At 48.4% G+C, this 19,135-nt stretch carries 18 protein-coding genes; 16 read left to right on the top strand and 2 right to left on the bottom strand.

Translation table 11 applies throughout. The features are described from left to right. Positions 1-25 precede the first annotated feature (25 nt). From NSQ37_RS06850 to NSQ37_RS06865, 4 genes are all read left to right on the top strand, one after another. Positions 26-1,705: a glycoside hydrolase family 13 protein gene (locus tag NSQ37_RS06850; RefSeq protein ID WP_326364953.1), complete on the top strand. Its 1,680-nt coding sequence runs from the start codon at positions 26-28 to the stop codon at positions 1,703-1,705. A 185-nt stretch (positions 1,706-1,890) separates the two neighbouring features. After that, positions 1,891-2,850, top strand: coding sequence for a metal ABC transporter substrate-binding protein (locus NSQ37_RS06855; protein WP_011996284.1), 960 nt, complete (start codon positions 1,891-1,893; stop codon positions 2,848-2,850). A 54-nt stretch (positions 2,851-2,904) separates the two neighbouring features. Then, entirely contained in the window at positions 2,905-3,600 is a 696-nt protein-coding gene (locus NSQ37_RS06860) for a metal ABC transporter ATP-binding protein (protein WP_003156655.1), read from the top strand. Beyond that, positions 3,558-4,397, top strand: a complete 840-nt coding sequence (locus tag NSQ37_RS06865) for a metal ABC transporter permease (RefSeq protein WP_007409044.1) — start codon at positions 3,558-3,560, stop codon at positions 4,395-4,397. The genes NSQ37_RS06860 and NSQ37_RS06865 overlap by 43 nt, the downstream gene beginning before the upstream one ends. A 44-nt stretch (positions 4,398-4,441) precedes the next feature. Here NSQ37_RS06865 and NSQ37_RS06870 read toward each other — a convergent pair whose 3' ends face one another. Then, positions 4,442-5,437, bottom strand: coding sequence for an LLM class flavin-dependent oxidoreductase (locus NSQ37_RS06870; RefSeq protein WP_007409045.1), 996 nt, complete (start codon positions 5,435-5,437; stop codon positions 4,442-4,444). A 275-nt stretch (positions 5,438-5,712) separates the two neighbouring features. Here NSQ37_RS06870 and NSQ37_RS06875 point away from each other — a divergent pair, with 275 nt between their 5' ends. From NSQ37_RS06875 to NSQ37_RS06920, 10 genes are all read left to right on the top strand, one after another. After that, entirely contained in the window at positions 5,713-6,309 is a 597-nt protein-coding gene (locus tag NSQ37_RS06875; RefSeq protein ID WP_043021499.1) for a TerD family protein, read from the top strand. Positions 6,310-6,332: 23 nt separating this feature from the next. Next, on the top strand, positions 6,333-6,914 hold the full coding sequence (locus NSQ37_RS06880) for a TerD family protein (protein ID WP_007409047.1): 582 nt from the start codon (positions 6,333-6,335) through the stop codon (positions 6,912-6,914). 32 nt (positions 6,915-6,946) lie between these two features. Next, the gene (locus NSQ37_RS06885; RefSeq protein ID WP_003156645.1) at positions 6,947-7,525 is read left to right on the top strand and encodes a TerD family protein; all 579 of its coding nucleotides are present in this window, start codon (positions 6,947-6,949) and stop codon (positions 7,523-7,525) included. 38 nt (positions 7,526-7,563) lie between these two features. After that, positions 7,564-8,337, top strand: a complete 774-nt coding sequence (locus NSQ37_RS06890; RefSeq protein WP_003156644.1) for a TerC family protein — start codon at positions 7,564-7,566, stop codon at positions 8,335-8,337. Between the two features lie 69 nt (positions 8,338-8,406). Further along, a complete protein-coding gene (locus NSQ37_RS06895) occupies positions 8,407-10,029 on the top strand; it encodes a YceG family protein (protein WP_326364967.1) in 1,623 nt (540 codons plus the stop codon). A 6-nt stretch (positions 10,030-10,035) separates the two neighbouring features. Then, positions 10,036-11,124 carry a toxic anion resistance protein gene (locus NSQ37_RS06900; RefSeq protein WP_007609246.1) on the top strand — a complete coding sequence of 363 codons (1,089 nt, stop codon included), beginning with the start codon at positions 10,036-10,038 and terminating at the stop codon, positions 11,122-11,124. Positions 11,125-11,239: 115 nt separating this feature from the next. Beyond that, positions 11,240-12,442: an MFS transporter gene (locus NSQ37_RS06905; protein ID WP_025284192.1), complete on the top strand. Its 1,203-nt coding sequence runs from the start codon at positions 11,240-11,242 to the stop codon at positions 12,440-12,442. A 382-nt stretch (positions 12,443-12,824) separates the two neighbouring features. After that, complete coding sequence (gene opuAA, locus NSQ37_RS06910) at positions 12,825-14,081, top strand: glycine/proline betaine ABC transporter ATP-binding protein OpuAA (protein WP_003156640.1); 1,257 nt, start codon at positions 12,825-12,827, stop codon at positions 14,079-14,081. After that, positions 14,082-14,930 (top strand): glycine/proline betaine ABC transporter permease subunit OpuAB, encoded by an 849-nt coding sequence (opuAB, locus tag NSQ37_RS06915; RefSeq protein ID WP_003156639.1) that lies wholly within the window; start codon positions 14,082-14,084, stop codon positions 14,928-14,930. Next, complete coding sequence (locus NSQ37_RS06920; protein WP_007409051.1) at positions 14,930-15,811, top strand: glycine betaine ABC transporter substrate-binding protein; 882 nt, start codon at positions 14,930-14,932, stop codon at positions 15,809-15,811. The genes opuAB and NSQ37_RS06920 overlap by 1 nt, the downstream gene beginning before the upstream one ends. Before the next feature lie 34 nt (positions 15,812-15,845). On the opposite strand, the gene NSQ37_RS06925 is transcribed toward NSQ37_RS06920, so the two are convergent. Further along, positions 15,846-16,967 carry a M20 peptidase aminoacylase family protein gene (locus NSQ37_RS06925; RefSeq protein ID WP_341123442.1) on the bottom strand — a complete coding sequence of 374 codons (1,122 nt, stop codon included), beginning with the start codon at positions 16,965-16,967 and terminating at the stop codon, positions 15,846-15,848. A 133-nt stretch (positions 16,968-17,100) separates the two neighbouring features. Here NSQ37_RS06925 and NSQ37_RS06930 point away from each other — a divergent pair, with 133 nt between their 5' ends. Next, positions 17,101-18,534, top strand: coding sequence for a YfcC family protein (locus NSQ37_RS06930; protein ID WP_038456901.1), 1,434 nt, complete (start codon positions 17,101-17,103; stop codon positions 18,532-18,534). A gap of 91 nt (positions 18,535-18,625) precedes the next feature. Next, complete coding sequence (locus NSQ37_RS06935; protein WP_007409054.1) at positions 18,626-19,114, top strand: DUF6773 family protein; 489 nt, start codon at positions 18,626-18,628, stop codon at positions 19,112-19,114. The last annotated feature ends 21 nt before the right edge of the window (positions 19,115-19,135 follow it).

Raw genomic sequence — 19,135 nt, forward strand, 5'->3', positions numbered from 1 at the left:
TCTAAAAAACAGGAGGGGCCGCAAGATGGCGAATGACTGGTGGAAAGACGCCGTTGTCTATCAAATCTATCCGCGAAGCTTTCAAGATACGAACGGCGACGGTATAGGCGACCTGCGGGGGATTATCGCGCGTCTCGATTATATAAAAGAACTTGGCGCTGATGTGATATGGATCTGCCCGATTTACCCGTCGCCAAACGTCGATAACGGCTACGATGTGACGGATCATCAAGCGATTATGGAATCTTACGGAACGATGGAGGACTTTCACGATCTGCTTACAGAATGCCGCAGCCGCGGATTAAAGCTTGTGATGGATTTCGTCTTAAATCATACCTCCACGGAGCATCCTTGGTTCAAAGAGGCGGAAATGAATCCGGACAGCAAATACCGCGATTATTATATTTGGCGGCCGGGCACCGCGGACGGCCCGCCGACCGATTGGGTGTCGGATTACGGACAATCCGTCTGGCAGTACGAAGAACATACGGGCGAATATTACCTGCATATGAACGCCGTCAAACAAGCCGATCTGAATTGGGAAAATCCCGAGGTTCGGCAATCAGTATACGAGATGATGAGATTTTGGCTCGATAAAGGCGTGGACGGATTGCGTATAGACCAGCTCCATCTTCTGTCAAAAAAAGAATATTTGCCGCCATATGAAGATTACATCGCCCGCCGGGCCGATCCGAAGCCTTTTCGGCCAAACGGGGCACGGATACACGATTACTTAAAAGAAATGACGAAAGAGGTATTTTCCAAATATAACGTGATGTCGGTCGGTGAGGCCGGATCAGTGACGCCTGAAGAAGGGCTGGTCTACACGGGAACCGATGAGCATGAACTGAATATGATTTTTCATTTTCAGCATATGGAGCTTGATCAAAAGCCGGGCCAAGAGCATTGGGATGTAAAGCCGCTTGAGCTGTCCGATTTGAAAAAAGTGCTCACAGACTGGCAGGAAACACTGGAACATCAGGGCTGGAATACGCTGTATTGGTGCAATCATGACCAGCCCCGGATCGTATCCCGTTTCGGAGACGAAGGCACATACCGCAAAGCATCCGCCAAAATGCTTGCCGCCCTGCTTTATTTCATGAAAGGCACGCCGTACATTTACCAGGGGGAAGAAATCGGCATGACAAACGCTCCGTTTGACAGGATTGAGGACTATCAGGATATTCAGACCGTCAATATGTATCACAAAAGGGTATTTGAAATGGGCCGCAACAGGGAAGAAGTCATGGCGTCCATTATGGCGAAAAGCCGGGACCATGCCCGTACACCGATGCAGTGGGACGGCAGCAAGAATGCCGGATTTACGGAGGGCGAACCGTGGCTCGCGGTCAATCCCAATTACAAAACCGTCAATGCGGCCGAGGCTCAGGATGATCCCGATTCTATATTGAACTTTTACAAAAAACTGATCCGCCTGCGAAAACAGTATGCTGATATCATAAAAGGCAGCTACACGCTGCTGCTTCCTGATGACCCGCAGCTGTTCGTGTATGAAAGACAGGCAAACGGACAAAAACTCATGTCCATCAGCAACGTATCGAAAGAAGAAGCCGCTTTTTATTGGCCGGACGGTTCCGAACCTGAAAGGGCCGAGCTGCTTCTCAGCAACTATGATAATGACGGCGGCACGGAATCCCGCATCACATTCCGCCCGTACGAAACAAGAGTTTATCTGCTTGTCTGATATGTGATAGGACGCCCCCGTCCATACATGGCGGGGGCTTTTTAGGTAAATTGGATATCAATTTAGAAAAAAATATCTTGCAAAACGTAATTACTTCGTTTTATTATGGTATAGGTAACAAATGAACGAGAAAGTACGCTTTGGAAATCGTCATCATTCTGATTTACAGAACAGGGGGAAACGGCTTGTTTAAAAAATGGAGCGGAATCATTGTCATTGCGGCATGCTTTTTAATCGCGGCGGGCTGCGGCAATTCATCTTCAAAAGGTTCGTCAGGTTCTTCAAAAAGCGGCAAACTGCACGTCGTGACGACCTTTTATCCTATGTACGAATTCACGAAACAAATTGTCAAAGACAAAGGCGATGTAGACATTCTCATCCCGTCTTCGGTCGAACCCCATGATTGGGAGCCGACGCCGAAGGATATCGCCGGCATTCAAAACGCCGATCTTTTCGTATACAACAGTGAATATATGGAGACATGGGTTCCTTCAGCGGAAAAAAGCATGGGCTCTGATCATGCGAAGTTTGTAAAGGCGTCGAAAGGAATTGACTTACTCGAAGGTTCGGATGAAGAGGAAGAGGAACATGGACACGGCGGTCATGACCACAGTCACAGCATGGACCCTCACGTGTGGCTCAGCCCGGTTCTTGCGCAAAAAGAGGTCAAAACCATTACGGCGCAGATTGTAAAACAGGACCCGAAGAATAAAGCATACTATGAGAAAAATAGTAAAGAATATATTGCAAAACTGCAGGATCTTGATAAACTATACCGTACAACATTAAATAAAGCGGCGAAAAAAGAATTGATCACACAGCACGCGGCATTCAGCTATCTCGCCAAAGAATACGGCTTAAAACAAGTTGCGATTGCAGGCCTTTCTCCTGAAGAAGAGCCGAGTGCGGCCAAACTGGCGGATCTCAAAACGTTTGCCAAAAAGCATGATGTGAAGATCATCTACTTTGAAGAAGTTGCATCGCCTAAAGTTGCAGATACACTTGCCGGTGAAATCGGCGCGAAAACGGAAGTGCTCAATACACTGGAAGGTTTAAGCCAAAAAGAACGGGATAAAGGCATCGGTTATATCGACATTATGGAGAAAAACCTTGATGCACTGAAAGATTCGCTATTGGTTAAATAACATAGTGTGCGCCGCGGGGTGCACACTATTTCTATGCGGGAAAGGAAGGTCAGCATGAATCTCGTTACATTACAGGATATCGTTTTTGGTTATTCGCATACACCCGTGCTTGACGGCGTGTCGCTGGAAATCAAAAGCGGCGAATTCGTCGGCATTACAGGACCGAACGGCGCGTCAAAATCGACGCTGATGAAAGTCATGCTCGGCATGCTCAGACCTTGGGAAGGAACGGCCGAGATCAGTAAAAAAAACGCAGCCGGAAAACGCCTGACAATCGGCTATGTTCCGCAGCAGATTTCTTCATTTAACGCAGGATTCCCAAGCACGGTTCTGGAGCTTGTGCAATCAGGCCGTTATACGAAAGGAAAATGGTTTAAACGATTGAACGAAACGGATCACCACGAGGTGGAAAACGCGCTGAAGATGGTGGAAATGTGGGATTTCCGCCACCGGAAAATCGGCGATTTATCTGGCGGACAGAAGCAGAAAATCTGCATTGCGAGAATGCTTGCGAGCAATCCGGATCTGCTGATGCTTGATGAGCCGACAACCGCGGTTGATTATGAAAGCAGACAGGGTTTCTACGAATTTATGCACCATCAGGTGAAAAATCACAACCGCACCGTCGTCATGGTGACACACGAACAAAACGAAGTACAGCAGTATCTGGATAAAGTCATACGGCTAGAAAGGGGGGAAAAAGGCGGATGGAAATGTTTGACTTGGAATTCATGCGACGAGCTTTTCTAGCGGGAAGCATGATCGGAATTATGGCGCCGATATTAGGCGTATATCTCGTGCTGAGAAGACAGGCGCTGATGGCGGATACGCTGTCTCATATTTCATTGTCGGGCGTGGCCATCGGTTTTTTTCTCAGTACCAATATTACGGCGGCGAGCATCGTTGTCGTCACGATCGGAGCGATCGGCATTGAATACATGCGGCGGGCATACCGTACATATTCAGAGGTATCTATCGCAATCTTAATGGCGGCCGGGCTGTCGTTTGCGATGTTTCTGATCAGCCTGTCAAAAGGCGGCGCGTCGATGAGCATCGATCAATATTTATTTGGATCGCTTGTCACGGTCAGCCAGCAGCAGGTCTATATTATCGGAGGCATTACCCTGCTGATTCTGCTTTATTTCATTATATTAAACAGACCGCTCTATCTGCTTACCTTTGACGAGGCGACGGCGAAGACATCAGGCATTAACACAAACCTCCTGTCAATGTCATTCAGCATCGTGACGGGGCTGGCGATTTCGGTCATTATTCCGATTATCGGCGTGCTGCTCGTTTCCGCGCTCCTCGTACTGCCCGCGGCTTTTGCAATCCGTATCGCCAAAGGGTTTAAATGGGTGTTTGCGGCAGCCATTATTATTTCTCTTTTCAGTGTGTTCATGGGGCTGACGTCTTCGTACCAGCTCGGAACGCCTCCGGGGCCGTCAATCACTTTACTGTTAATCATTCTGCTTCTGCTCGGGTTTACGCTGCAGGGGATTTGGAATGCGTTTAAAAAAGGAAAAGAACGAAAAAACCGCCGTTAAGCGGTGCAGCAGTCTCATCTGCTGCTCCGTTTGACGGCTTTTTTTTACAGAAATATATCAGCAAGACGCTCATATGACTCTTTTTTTGCTTCGAAATCAAAGACGTTGCACAGCACCATCATCTCTTTTGTCTGATACCGCTCGGAAAGTTCAAGCAGACGGCGTTTCACTGCGGCAGGAGAGCCGATCACCATCCGCTTCCTGTTTTCTTCTATCTGTTTACGGTCCTCCGGCGAATACGGATAAGCCTTCGCTTCCTCCACACTCGGCACGCGGCTGTCGGCGCCTTTTCCGACACGAAGAAGCCATAAATCCTGGCTTAAGGCGAGTTCTTCCGCTTTCTCATCCGTAGCCGCGCATATGACGAAAATGGCACAGAGCGAGGCGGGAGCGGAAAAATGGGCGGAGGCCCGGAAATGGTCCCGATAGATCTGAAAAGCTTTTTCCCCGCGTTCCGGATTAATGAAATGGCCGAAGACATAGCCCGCACCTTGAAGAGCGGCGCGTCTGGCGCTGTTTTCCCCGAGGCCGAGCACCCAAAGCTGCGGGGCTGTTTCAATCAAAGGCGCTGTTTTTATTCCTGCATAAGCATGGTCCGAGGGAACCGAATCTGTCAGAAAGGATGATAAATCCTGAAGCTGCCTGTTGAACTCGGTCATGCTTTTCTTTACCCCGTCTGTGAGGGCGAGCCGGATTTTCGTTGTACCGCCCGGCGAGCGTCCGACCCCAAGGTCAATCCGGTTCGGGTGCAGCGCCTCAAGCTGACGGAAAGTTTCCGCGACTTTATAGGGGCTGTACTGCGGCAGCAGCACGCCGCCTGATCCGACACGGATGGACGTTGTGGCTGCGGCGGTATGAGCGATCATAATTTCCGGCGAAACGCTTGCGAGCCCTCTTGTGCCGTGATGCTCGGCAAACCAGTACCGCTTATAGCCCCATCCTTCACTGAGGCGGGCGAGCTCCGCTGAACGGCGGAGCGTCTCGTGCGGCCCGTTTCCTTTGGATACGGGCGCCTGATCAAGTATGCTTAAATCAATCACTCGTCTGCCCCTTTCCTGACATGTATTGATACAAGGATAGGAAAAATGTTCAGTCTTCGTCAATTTCTTTGTTTTCTCTATTCTCTCCGGAAAGAAGGAGAATATAGGAAGTAATTTTTCGCCGTTTTTCGCCAAAAATTCTTATGTTTTATGAAACTTTGATATAATAAAAGACGTATATCTTAATAAACACCGGGATTCTTGTCCCGGAATTTAGTAAAAATGCGCACTTGCGGCGTGCTTAGCGGCACCCTTACAGAATAGGAGTGAATCATATGGCGATCTCTTTACAAAAAGGACAGCGGATTGATTTAACAAAAGGAAAAGCCGGTCTGTCAAAACTGCTGGTCGGACTCGGCTGGGACCCTGTATCATCCGGGGGCTTTTTCGGAAAGCTGTTCGGCGGAGGCGGTGCCAATATCGACTGTGACGCTTCCGTACTGATGCTTGAAAATGATAAAATGACAGACAGTAAAAACGTCATCTATTTCGGCAATCTGAAAAGCCGATGCGGCGGTGTCGTACACACGGGTGACAACCTGACGGGAGAAGGCGACGGCGATGATGAACAAATTCTCGTCGATTTGGCGAAAGTCCCCGCTCAGATTAATAAACTTGTGTTTGTCGTCAATATTTACGACTGCGTCAGACGAAAACAGGACTTCGGCATGATTCAAAACGCGTTTATCCGCGTCGTTGATCAGGCTAACCGCGAAGAACTGGTGACTTACAATTTAAGAGATAACTATTCAGGCAGAACGAGCCTGATCGCGGCTGAAATCTACCGCGAGGACGGCGAGTGGAAATTCGCTGCGATAGGTGAAGGCACAAACGATACGAAAATCGGCGATATCGTTAACCGATACGCCTAAACGAAAAAAAGGAGAGTGCACACATGGCAATTTCATTGGCAAAAGGACAAAAAGTAGATTTGACTAAAACAAATCCGGGTCTTTCTAAAGTCGTTGTCGGCCTTGGCTGGGATACAAACAAATACGACGGCGGACATGATTTTGATTTAGATTCCAGCGTCTTTCTATTAAATGAAGCAGGAAAATGCGCGTCGCCTGATGATTTCATTTTCTATAATCAGCTTGAAGGCGGAAACGGCTCTGTCGCACATTCAGGCGACAACCTGACAGGCCAGGGCGAAGGCGATGACGAAAGCGTAAGAGTCAACCTGAGCGCGGTGCCCGCGGCTATTGACAAAATTTCATTCGTCATCACGATTCATGAAGCGGAAGCGCGCGGCCAAAACTTCGGACAAGTTTCCAACGCGTTCGTGCGCATTGTCAATGAAGAAACAAATGAAGAGCTGATCCGCTACGATCTGGCTGAAGATTTCTCAATTGAAACAGCCATTATCGCAGGGGAGCTTTACAGACATAACGGCGAATGGAAATTTTCCGCGATCGGCTCAGGCTACCAAGGCGGACTGGCCCGTATTGCGACAGATTACGGCCTGCAAATCGGCTGAACCATATCAAACACAGAAGGGAGAGACGGCACATGGCTATTCAATTGGCGAAAGGACAGCGTGTTGATCTGACAAAAACGAACCCCGGCCTTACAAAAGCGGTGATCGGTTTAGGCTGGGATACGAACAAGTACTCCGGAGGGCATGACTTTGACCTTGACGCGTCGGCTTTTCTTGTCGATGCCCATGACAACTGTGTAAATGATCTTGATTTTGTTTTCTACAATAACCTGGAACACCCAAGCGGGGGCGTCATCCATACGGGAGACAACCGGACGGGCGAGGGCGAGGGAGACGATGAACAAATTATCGTCGACTTCTCAAAAATACCCGCAAATATTGAAAAGATCGGCATCACCGTCACGATTCATGATGCGGAAGCGCGCGGCCAAAATTTCGGACAAGTTTCGAACGCGTTCGTGCGCGTCGTCGATGAAAACAGCCAGAATGAACTGCTTCGTTTCGATTTAGGAGAAGACTTCTCGATTGAAACGGCGGTTGTCGTTTGTGAGCTTTACCGACATGGGGCTGAGTGGAAGTTTAACGCCATCGGCAGCGGGTTTTCCGGCGGTCTGGCATCACTTTGCCGGAATTACGGCTTGCAGGTGTAAGCAGGAAATTACCGTTTTACTAAATAGGAGGAAAAAACTTGGATTTTCTACATCATATTATGTCGACCTACGCTTCCTTTTTTGATTGGAAAATGTGGGGTGAGGTGCTGACTGACCCTGTATCATGGGGGCTGATCGGTTCCTTGGTTCTGCTGGAAGGGCTGCTGTCGGCCGACAATGCGTTAGTGCTTGCGGTGATGGTAAGGCATCTGCCTGAAAAACAGCGGAAGAAAGCATTAACATACGGATTGTTCGGGGCATATATTTTCCGTTTTATCTTTATCGGGATCGGAATGCTGCTCATTAAGTTCTGGTGGATTAAAGTGCTTGGCGCGCTGTACCTGGCTTGGCTCGTCATTAAGCATTTCTGGATCGGAGAAGGTGATGACGATACGGAAGGCATGAAGAAAAATTCATGGATGGTCCGTACGTTCGGAATTTTCTGGGCCACTGTCGTTTCAGTTGAGTTAATGGATTTGGCCTTCTCTGTTGACAGCATTCTGGCCGCGTTTGCGGTATCGGAAAAAGTGTGGGTGCTCTTGATCGGCGGTATGCTTGGCATTCTCATGATGCGTACAGTCGCAAAAGTATTCCTTGTTTTAATTGATAAAATCCCTGAGCTTGAAAATACGGCTTTTGTGCTGATCGGGATTATCGCCGTGAAAATGGCGGCGAGCGCCTTTGATTATGAAATGCCGCACGTGGTGTTCTTCGGAATCATCATCGCTGCGTTTGTGGTAACGTTTATTATCCACTATTTCAACAAACAAAAGCAGGTTCAGGAGCAAACGGCTGCATCTAAAGAAGAATAAAACAAAAAAGGAGGGAGAGTTCATTTCCTTCCTTTTTTGTACCGATCATGAAGAGAAAGGAGGAAAATGATGAGGCAGGAAGAATTGGTGATCCGAAAGGCAGAGCCGGAAAACGATGACTGGGAAACGTTTCTGCTGCGGCCGCTGCCGGAACGTCCCGGTTACGAGCGGGAAAACGGGCTGGCGTTTACCCGGCTTGCCGTCCGGATTTTGGGCACTCCTTATGATGAGACGGAGTATTACAATAAGCTTTTCGAGCTGTCTTCTCATGAAAACATCCATGTGTTAAGCGAGACGCTGGATAAGACCATCGCGCCTGAAACGTTTCAGGCGCTCCAGCACATCCATTCGGTCAATCAAAAAGAGAAAGGGCTTTCGGTTTCCAGATTTGTCGCGTTTCTCGATGGGGGCAGGCTGCTTGCCAAACACGCTGATCCGCTTATGCACCGCCGGCTGAGAACCGCGTTTATGACGCTTTTGGAAACCTTTGCGGACCGGCATGAAAACGGGCTGAATCATCCCGATTTCCGGCGTGTGCTCTTGGATGTGTCAAAGTTTTCGCTGAACCACCTGAATCCATGGCTCGAACAAGCCGATATAGAGCGTGAGATGCCGAAGGTGGTGTGGTATGGAGACGCTACCAAAAGCCAGCTCTATTTTCTCTATTATCTCATGCTGATCGGCTGTGACGCCCTATTGTTTCATCCGGCTGCGGAAGATCCGTTCAGCTTGATTGATCCGGATGAGGAACTCAGCTTTGTGATAAAGCTCCCCGCAACAGGCGGCCTTGAGCCATTCCCGAAAGAAAAGCCGGACAGAACGTCCACGACGGCCTACCGGTCAACGAAAGAAATTGAGCATGTGCTGAACCATGAGGAATCTATGATGTATAAGCCTTGGCAGTTCAGGGATCATACCCCGCAGTCCGTGACATTAAAAACGACGTATGATGAGTTATTTCTCATTGCGAAGGAGCGGGCGTTTATCCGGCCGCAATTTAAAGCGGACAGGGAGCGGGTGGCCGTTCCGAACCTTTTTGCGAAAGTGATGGGGGTTTCCAAAGATACGAAAGAATATTGGAACAGACTCCATACCGCCGCAGACTATCAGGAGACACACATGATCCGCAGTTTTCCGTTTACGGAAGAGCTGAAAGCCAACTACCAGTATCACTACAGTCAGGTTTTGAACGAAGAAGGAGCGATTGACGCGGACAGGCTGAAAAGAAGCAACATCTGGCAGTACAAGCATCTCCCGTCAGGCGTGCAGAACGCCATCGCCAATGTGATTTCTGACATGTGCAGAAACCCAGGGCTGAAGGCTTTGCCCGGGGAGCAGGCAAGGGATGCCGCAATCTATTTGTTCCGCCAGGCGACGAACCTGCCCGCTTCGCTGCTGCAATTGATTCAGACGTTTGATTACGCCCAAACCGTTCCGAAACTCGTTTTATATCATACGGAACAAAATGGCGAACTCACACGTTCTGACGCCGCCGCTCTGTTGTTTTTAAATAAATTCGGCGTCGATATCATCTTGTATAATCCGCCGGGGCATCAAGACATTGAGCATTATATTGAAGAAAGCCAATTTGATGTCCATTGGCTGGAGGACATGGTATTTCGGCAGGAATATAAGGAGCCGTCACTCGTAAGAAAGCTGTTTAGAACCATTACGCAAAAGCAGGGAGAGTAAATAAACATGACAGAAAATCAAAATCCGCTTGTTCTTGATAAAAATGAAGAGATTTCTGAACAAAAAGCAGATGACATCAGGGTGCAGCTGCGCCAAGACCCTGAGGTGCAGCGCATTTCACAGCAGATTGACGTGAAAAACCAAATGGAGCTGCTTGAGTACGGAAAAGAACCGGCAGTTGAAATCTCGAAGTTCTCCGACCGCATCTTAAATATGATGAAAACAACAAGTGTCACGGATTCAGGCACAATGCTGACGCAGCTCGGAAAAATCATGGACCGTTTTGACAAAAATGATTTCGATGAACCAAAAGGATTTCTCGCTAAAATGTTCAAACGCGGCAACAGCATGATTGAAAAGATTTTTCAAAAGTACCGCACCCTGGGCGGAGAAATTGAAAAAATCCACGTCGAAATTTCAAAATACAAAGATGAAATGGCAAAGACGAACCATACGCTGGAAGAGATGTATGAAAACAACATTAACTACTACATGGAGCTTGAAAAGTATGTCGTTGCCGGGCAGATGAAGCTTGAGGAAATGCAGGCGCTCATTCCTTCTTATGAAGAAAAAGCGGCCGGCGGAAACCAGCTTGCGCAAATGCAGCTTGATACGCTGCGTGACGGGCTTCAGGCGCTTGAGGAACGTGTCTATGATTTAGATATGGCGCGGATGGTAGCGCTGCAAACGGCGCCGCAGATCCGCCTCCTTCAGCGCGGAAATACGAAGCTCATCGGGAAAATCAATTCCGCTTTCGTCATTACGATTCCGATTTTCAAAAACGGCATCATTCAGGCTGTCACAGTCAAACGGCAAAAGCTTGTGGCTGATTCAATGAGCGAGCTGGACCGCCGCACGAATGAAATGCTGAAGCGAAACGCTGAAAATATTTCAAACCAAAGCGTGGAAATTGCCCGTATGGCAGGCCGTCCGAGCATTGACATTGAGACGATTGAAACGTCTTGGAATACGATTGTCAGCGGTATGCAGGAAACGAAACAGATCGAGGAAGAGAACAGACGTATCAGAGAAGACGGAGCGAAACGAATTCAACAGCTTCAGGATAATATTAAAAACGCAGTCTTAAAGAATTAACACACACCCCGCTTGCTTACGGCAAGCGGGATTTTTTTGCGAAAAAAGATAATGACAATGTGTAAAGACAGGTGTAAACTTATACGGTAATCATTTTCGATTTGAGGTGCTGCTTATGAACAAACAACCTGCCGTCACTCCGCGAAAACTTCTGGCGATTGCCGGAATGGGCTGGCTGTTTGATGCGATGGATGTCGGAATTTTATCGTTTATTATCGCCGCGCTTCACACTGATTGGAATTTAACACCCGATCAAATGAAATGGATCGGAAGCGTCAATTCCATCGGTATGGCAGCGGGCGCCTTTGTATTCGGAATGCTGGCCGACAGGATCGGCCGGAAAAAAGTGTTTATGATCACGCTGTTATTCTTTTCTGTCGGAAGCGGCATATCCGCTTTCGCAACGGGATTGACGGTTTTTCTCATATTGCGTTTTCTGATCGGAATGGGGCTTGGAGGGGAACTGCCTGTCGCCTCAACGCTCGTGTCAGAAGCGTCCGCTCCCGAAAAGCGGGGACGGATCATCGTGCTGCTTGAGAGCTTTTGGGCCGCGGGCTGGCTTCTTGCGGCGGTGATTTCCTACTTTGTCATACCGTCATTCGGCTGGCAGGCCGCGCTGCTCTTAACGGCGCTGGCTGCATTTTATGCGCTGTACTTGCGGAGAAGCCTTCCGGAATCACCGGCGCATCAGGCATTGCCGCAGAAAAAAAGCATACGCGGGCAGGCGGGAAGTGTCTGGACGAAACCGTATATCCGGCCGACGGTGCTGCTGTCTGTCGTTTGGTTCTGCGTCGTCTTTTCATATTACGGCATGTTTTTATGGCTGCCGAGCGTGATGCTGATGAAAGGCTACAGCATGATTGAGAGCTTCGAATACGTCCTTCTGATGACACTTGCCCAGCTTCCCGGATATTTCTCTGCGGCGTGGCTGATCGAAAAAGCGGGGCGGAAGACCATCTTAGTCATCTATTTGCTCGGGACGGCGGGCAGCGCTTATTTCTTCGGTGCCGCGGATTCATTGGCCATGCTGCTCACAGCGGGCATGCTGCTGTCCTTCTTCAATCTCGGCGCATGGGGCGTGCTTTACGCCTATACACCGGAGCAGTATCCTGCGGCGATTCGTGCGACCGGTTCCGGCACAACGGCGGCCGTCGGCAGAATCGGCGGCATTTTCGGTCCGCTTCTCGTCGGATCGCTTGCAGCCCGGAACGTTTCGTTTACAGTGATTTTCGCCGTTTTTTGTGCGGCCATCCTGATTGCCGTCATCACCATTATTATTCTCGGAAAAGAAACGAAACAGACAGAGCTTGCGCAATGAGCACCCTTTTGGGGTGCTTTTTTTAGTGAGCGGTCTGTTGACAGACCTATATTTTTCCTTAATATTCCTTATTTTTAGGACGGGAAAACTTCTTTTTTCAGGACAATGTCGCGAAAAAATTCTTGTTTTTGTAAAAAAAGGATAGGAAATCAGTTTGCAGCACATTCGGTGGAAACGTTCTCAAGCCTGATAAAAGCCCGGTTTCCTTTATAATTTATCCTCAATAAGGAGGATTAGAGAGTATTTAGAAGCATACCAGAGGAAAATAAGACACAGGGATGTTTTTAAAGTAATGATACAAAATAAAAAGGGATTATGATGTTTGTTTGACTTATTACAAACGTGTTACGGTATTAAAGATTGCTTATTATGGAGGGAAAATATGAATTTGGATGAGAAACCAATTAAGATAAAAGTCGAAAATGTATCTAAGGTTTTCGGAAAACAGACAAAAAAAGCCATTCAGATGCTGTCCAGCGGAAAAAACAAAAAAGAGATCCTGAAAGCAACCGGATCAACCGTTGGTGTCAATCAAGCAAACTTTGATGTATATGATGGGGAGATATTTGTCATCATGGGTCTATCGGGGAGCGGTAAATCAACTTTAGTTCGGCTGTTAAACCGGCTTATTGAACCGACTGCCGGGAATATTTATATTGATGGTGACATGATAACAAATATGTCAAAAGACCAGCTCCGGGAAGTGCGCCGGAAAAAAATCAGCATGGTCTTTCAAAAATTTGCACTGTTTCCGCACAGAACGATTCTTGAAAATACGGAATACGGCCTGGAGCTTCAAGGCGTCGACAAAAAAGAGCGTGAGCAAAAAGCGCTTGATTCGCTTAAACTTGTCGGTCTTGAAGGCTTTGAACACCAATTCCCAGATCAGCTCAGCGGAGGAATGCAGCAGCGTGTCGGACTTGCCCGCGCATTGACGAATGATCCTGACATTCTTCTGATGGATGAAGCTTTCAGTGCGCTTGATCCGCTGATCCGCAAAGACATGCAGGATGAGCTTTTAGACCTTCATGACTCTGTCGGCAAGACGATCATCTTCATCACGCATGATCTTGATGAAGCATTGCGCATCGGCGACAGAATCGTGCTGATGAAAGACGGTAACATCGTTCAGATCGGGACGCCTGAAGAAATTCTGATGAGCCCGTCCAATGAATACGTTGAGAAATTCGTTGAGGACGTTGATTTATCCAAAGTTCTGACAGCGGGCCACATCATGAAGCGCGCTGAAACCGTGCGAATTGACAAAGGGCCTCGTGTAGCGCTGCAGCTCATGAAGAATCTCGGTATTTCTTCTATTTACGCCGTTGATAAACAGAAACAGCTTCTCGGCGTCATTCACGCGGCGGATGCGAAAAAAGCGGTGGAATCCGACTTATCGCTTCAGGATATTTTAAATACTGAATTTACGACTGTGCATGAAAGCACATACTTGACGGAAATTTTCGATGTCGTGTCTGATGCGAATATTCCGATCGCCGTCACGGATGATAAGGACCGCATGAAAGGCATTGTCGTAAAAGGCGCATTAATCGGCGCGCTTTCAGGAAATAACGATTATATAAATGTTGAAGATTCTGCTGAACAAGCTCAGGATTCTTCTGTTCAGGGGGTGAAGTAAATGGACAGATTGCCTAGAATTCCGTTAGCAGATATCGTTGACCGGTTTGTTGACTGGCTTACCATGACGTTCGGAGGTTTCTTTGACGGAATCTCAAACGGTTTGGCCGCTTTCGTAAACGCGATTGTGAGCGGTTTGGGTTTCATCCCGTCTATTTTATTGACTGTTATTTTTGCAGCTCTCGCTTGGTGGATCAGTACGAGAGGAATTGCACTCTTTACGTTAATCGGATTCCTTGTTATTGATTATTTGGGCTATTGGTCGCCGATGCTGCAAACGTTGGCGCTTGTCGTCACATCTGTTTTGATTTCCATTATTATCGGGGTTCCGATCGGCATATGGGCGTCTCAGAAAGAAACGGTCCGCCGCATTGTTACACCGATTCTGGATTTAATGCAGACCATGCCGGCTTTCGTATATCTGCTGCCTGCAATTTTCTTCTTTAATATCGGGGTTGTGCCAGGCGTCGTGGCATCTGTTATTTTCGCGATGCCTCCGACGATCCGCATGACGGTTCTCGGTATTAAACAAGTTCCGGCTGATTTGATCGAAGCGACGGAAGCATTCGGTTCAACGACGTCTCAGCGTCTGTTCAAGGTGCAGCTTCCGCTTGCCACAAAAACAATTCTTGCCGGTATTAACCAAAGCATCATGCTTGCTTTATCAATGGTCGTTATCGCGGCCATGGTTGGTGCGCCGGGTCTCGGTTCTGAAGTATACAGCGCCGTGACACAGTTGAAAACCGGTGTCGGAGTGGAAGCGGGTATCGCGATCGTTATCGTAGCGATTACACTCGACCGTATCACGCAAAACATTAAAGTGAAGAAGAAGAGCAGGGGGAATGCCTGATGCTTAAGAAAATCATCGGTGTCGGCGTTACCGCTGCGCTGGCTCTTTCTTTGGCTGCCTGCGGTTCGCAGACTGATGGTAAGGCAACGGCTGCGGACCAGGTGAACAAAACCATTATCGGTATTGATCCGGGATCGGGAATCATGGCCCTGACGGATGAGGCCGTGAAGGATTACGGATTGAAAGACTGGAATGTCGTCACGGCGTCAAGTGCTGCCATGACGGCGACATTGAAGAAATCATATGACCGGAAAAAGCCGATCATCGTAACGGGCTGGACGCCGCACTGGATGTTCTCCAGATACAAGCTGAAGTTCCTTGATGATCCGAAAAAAACGTACGGAACTGCCGAGCAGATTCATACGATTACAAGAACCGGCTTCAGTAAGGAACAGCCTAACGCGGCCAAAGTTCTCAGCCAGTTCAAATGGACGCAGGACGATATGGGAGAAGTCATGATTGCCGTTGAGGAAGGCGAAAAGCCGGCCAAAGCCGCAGCTGAATATGTGAAAAAACACAAAGACCAAGTGGCTCAATGGACAAAAGGCGCCCATAAAGTTAAAGGGGATAAAATCAACCTGGCTTATGTGGCGTGGGACAGTGAAATCGCAAGTACGAATGTAATCGGAAAAGTATTTCAAGACCTCGGTTATGACGTGAAGCTGACGCAAGTGGAGGCGGGACCGATGTGGACTGCGATTGCGACAGGCAGCGCGGATGCGTCATTGTCTGCTTGGCTTCCGAATACCCATAAGGCATATGCGTCTAAATATAAAGGCAAATATGAAGATGTAGGAACGAGTCTGACAGGCGTCAAGATGGGTCTGGTCGTTCCTCAGTATATGAAAAACGTCAATTCAATTGAAGATTTGAAGAAATAACGAAGAAAAGCAGCCCTGTAACGGGCTGCTTTTTTTATGCTTCAAACGATTTGAGGACGGCGGTCGTTAATATCTCAACGCCAGTAAAGATGGCGCTTCGGTCAAATGTCATTTGGGGATGGTGAAGTCCCGGCTCCAGACCGCATCCTAGGCCGAGCATCGTCGTTTTTAAGTTCGGCACCTTTAACCCGTAAAAGTGAAAATCCTCTCCTCCGGTTGTCACAAGAGGTTCATCCACATGTTCTTCTCCGAGAATGCCGCTTATCGCAGATGCCATGATGGCTTCCGCCTCTTTGTTTCGCTCGGCTGCCGGGAGGCTGTGTTCTTTTTGCAGTTCGATTTTTGCGCCGAATGCGGCAGCCGCCGCCTCACAGGCTCTTTCGGTTTCGGCGGTTAATTTCTCCATGGCGGCATTGGTTTGTGCGCGGAGATCAAGGCTGAACGATGCTTTTCCCGGAATGATATTGGAACTCTCACCGCCTGCCTGAAGCTTTGTCATCTTCACGGAATGCGGGATGCCGGGATCAAGATGAATGAAGCTGAGTTTTTGGACGAGAAGAGCGGCGATTTCGATACTGTTAAGGCCGAGATGCGGTCTCGCGCCGTGGGCTTCTTCTCCGATAATCAGGCCTTCTATATGCTGGCTTGAGCCATGCAGAATGGACGGTGCGCATCGGCCGTTTGCCGTTTCCTGTACGGGGCGCACGTGCACGCCGTATAAGAAGTCAACATCATCCAGTACGCCTTTTTCAATCATTTTCAGCGCTCCGCCGCCTTTTTCTTCAGCCGGCTGAAAAATAAAGCGGATGGTGCCCTTCGGAAGTTTCGGCTGACTCTTTAAAAGCATCATCGTGCCGAGCGCCATCGTCATATGTGAATCATGTCCGCATGAATGGTTCGCCTGAAAGACACCGTCCACTTCCTGCCACAGCGCGTCAATATCCGCCCGGACAGCCACAACGGGCGAGCCTTCTCCGATTTCGCCGACAACACCGGTACAATCATCAAACGTGCGGGTCCGGCAGTCGGCCTCTTTCAGTTTTTCAGTCAGATATTCAGTTGTTTGATATTCTTTCCAGCTTACTTCGGGATTAGCGTGCAGGTGGTCAAAAATATCCATAATGACTTGCTTTTCATGCGCTGTGAGTCTGTTCATGCCGTAAGTCCTCCTTCAAAAGCTGTCTGTTTTTTATTTTTGATATTGAAAACAGGCAATCGGTCTGTATATAATATAGCACATATCTGTATTTTCTGAATAGTTTATAAATTTAAAGCGGGATGGTGATGTTATGGCTGTGCCGAAGGCCGAACCTGTATTGAAAAAGAAGAAATTGTTTGTGATGCCTGATGCTTATGTGCTGCTGTTCATTGTCGCTTTACTATGCGCGATAGCGTCGTACATCGTTCCCGCGGGGGAATTTGACAGGGTGACAAAGGGCAGTGTGACGTCCGCCGTCCCGGGAAGCTATCATTCTTTAGACCAGTCTCCTGTCAGCCCGATCGCTTTTTTTACCGCGATTCAGGAAGGGATGACAAGTTCTGCGCCGATTATTTTTTTAATCCTGTTTACGGGCGGCACCATTGCGATTTTGGAGAAAACGGGCGCCATCAATGGATTGATCAGTAATGTCATCAGTACGTTCCGCACAAAACAGCTGCTGTTTATTGCGATTGTCGGATCTCTATTTTCGATCCTCGGCACAACCGGCATCGTCGTTAATTCCGTGATCGGTTTTATTCCGATCGGCCTGATCGTCGCCCGCTCGCTGAAATGGGACGCCGTGGCCGGAGCGGCCGTCATTTATATCGGCTGCTATGCCGGGTTTAACGCGACGATTTTATCACCTTCACCGCTCGGGTTATCACAAAGCATCGCGGAGCTGCCGCTGTTTTCCGGTATCGGCCTGCGGATTGCCGTCTACATTTGTTTTCTGTTATCATCTATTTTATATATTTATCGGTATACGAGAAAACTCAGAAAAGCAAAGGACGCCAGTCTGCTGGGGAACGATTGGTTTCCGGCGGCAGGTTCATTCCCGCAGGTTTCTGAGCCGGAGGACAAGCATGTCCCGTTTACCGTCCGCCATAAATTGATTCTGGCTGTTGCGGCTTTGTCGCTTGCCGGCTTTTTATACGGCGCGCTTACTCTTGGCTGGTCTGATTCAGAGATGGCCGCCGTGTTCATTTTTATCTCAATCGTGTCAGGCCTGATTGCGGGAATGGCGGCAAATGATATCGCAAAAACGTTTATTACAGGCTGTCAGGGGCTCGTTTACGGTGCGCTGATCGTCGGAATGGCGAGAAGCATTTCCGTTATCCTGGAACATGGAAAGCTGCTTGATACGGTAGTCAATGGACTTGCGTCACTGCTGCACGGTTTCAGCCCGATGGCAGGCGCAATCGGAATGTATATTTCCAGCGCCCTGCTTCATTTTCTGATTTCATCGGGCTCAGGGGAGGCGGTCGTATTTATTCCGATCTTGGCGCCGCTTGCCGATCTGATGGGCATCACGAGACAGGTCGCGGTTGAAGCGGTCATGCTCGGAGAAGGCGTCGTAAACTGTGTCAATCCGACTTCCGGCGTGCTGATGGCCGTACTGGCTGCCAGCGGCATTCCGTACGTAAAGTGGCTTCGCTTCATGATTCCGCTGGCGCTGATTTGGTTTGTCATCGGTCTCGTGTTTATCTGCATAGGCGTCCTGATCAATTGGGGTCCTTATTAACATTTTTGTCAATGATATTTCGGTTTATCATTATGAATCGGCAAGATATAATGGGAGTTGTAAGCCATTCTTAATAGTACGGGAGGAAGTCATGAATCAGCGTCGGAACGGACTTTCAAACGTGAATGGAAAGAGTGAGAGTGTGAAAGAGAAAGAACGAATGATTTGGTCAGAAGTCGGAATGCTTGTGGGCACACTGTCTTTGCTTGACATCATCGTACGCGGACTTGTTCTGAACTGTCCGTTTAGGGAATGGGCCGGAAGCTTGGCGGTTTTCTTCATTATAATTGTTTATTATTGCATCAGGGCGGGGGCGTCGGGAATGCTCATGCCGAGAATAGACACCAAAGAAGAACTGCAAAAGCGGGTGAAGCAGCAGCGGATAGATTCAATTGCGGTCACTTTTGCGGTAGCGGCGATTACGATGTACGACAGGGGGTTTCCCCATACATTCTTTGCTTGGCTGAAAATGATCTTTCTTTTTATCGTCTGCGGAGGCATTCTGTTTCTGCTTCGGTATGTCATTGTGAAGCTGTCTTACAGAAGAGCGATAAAAGAAATAAAAAAGAAATCATCTTGACAGGTGGTTTCTTTTTTTGTT

This window comes from Bacillus sp. FSL P4-0334 (assembly GCF_038004825.1).
GTDB classification, from domain to species: Bacteria; Bacillota; Bacilli; order Bacillales; family Bacillaceae; genus Bacillus; species Bacillus velezensis.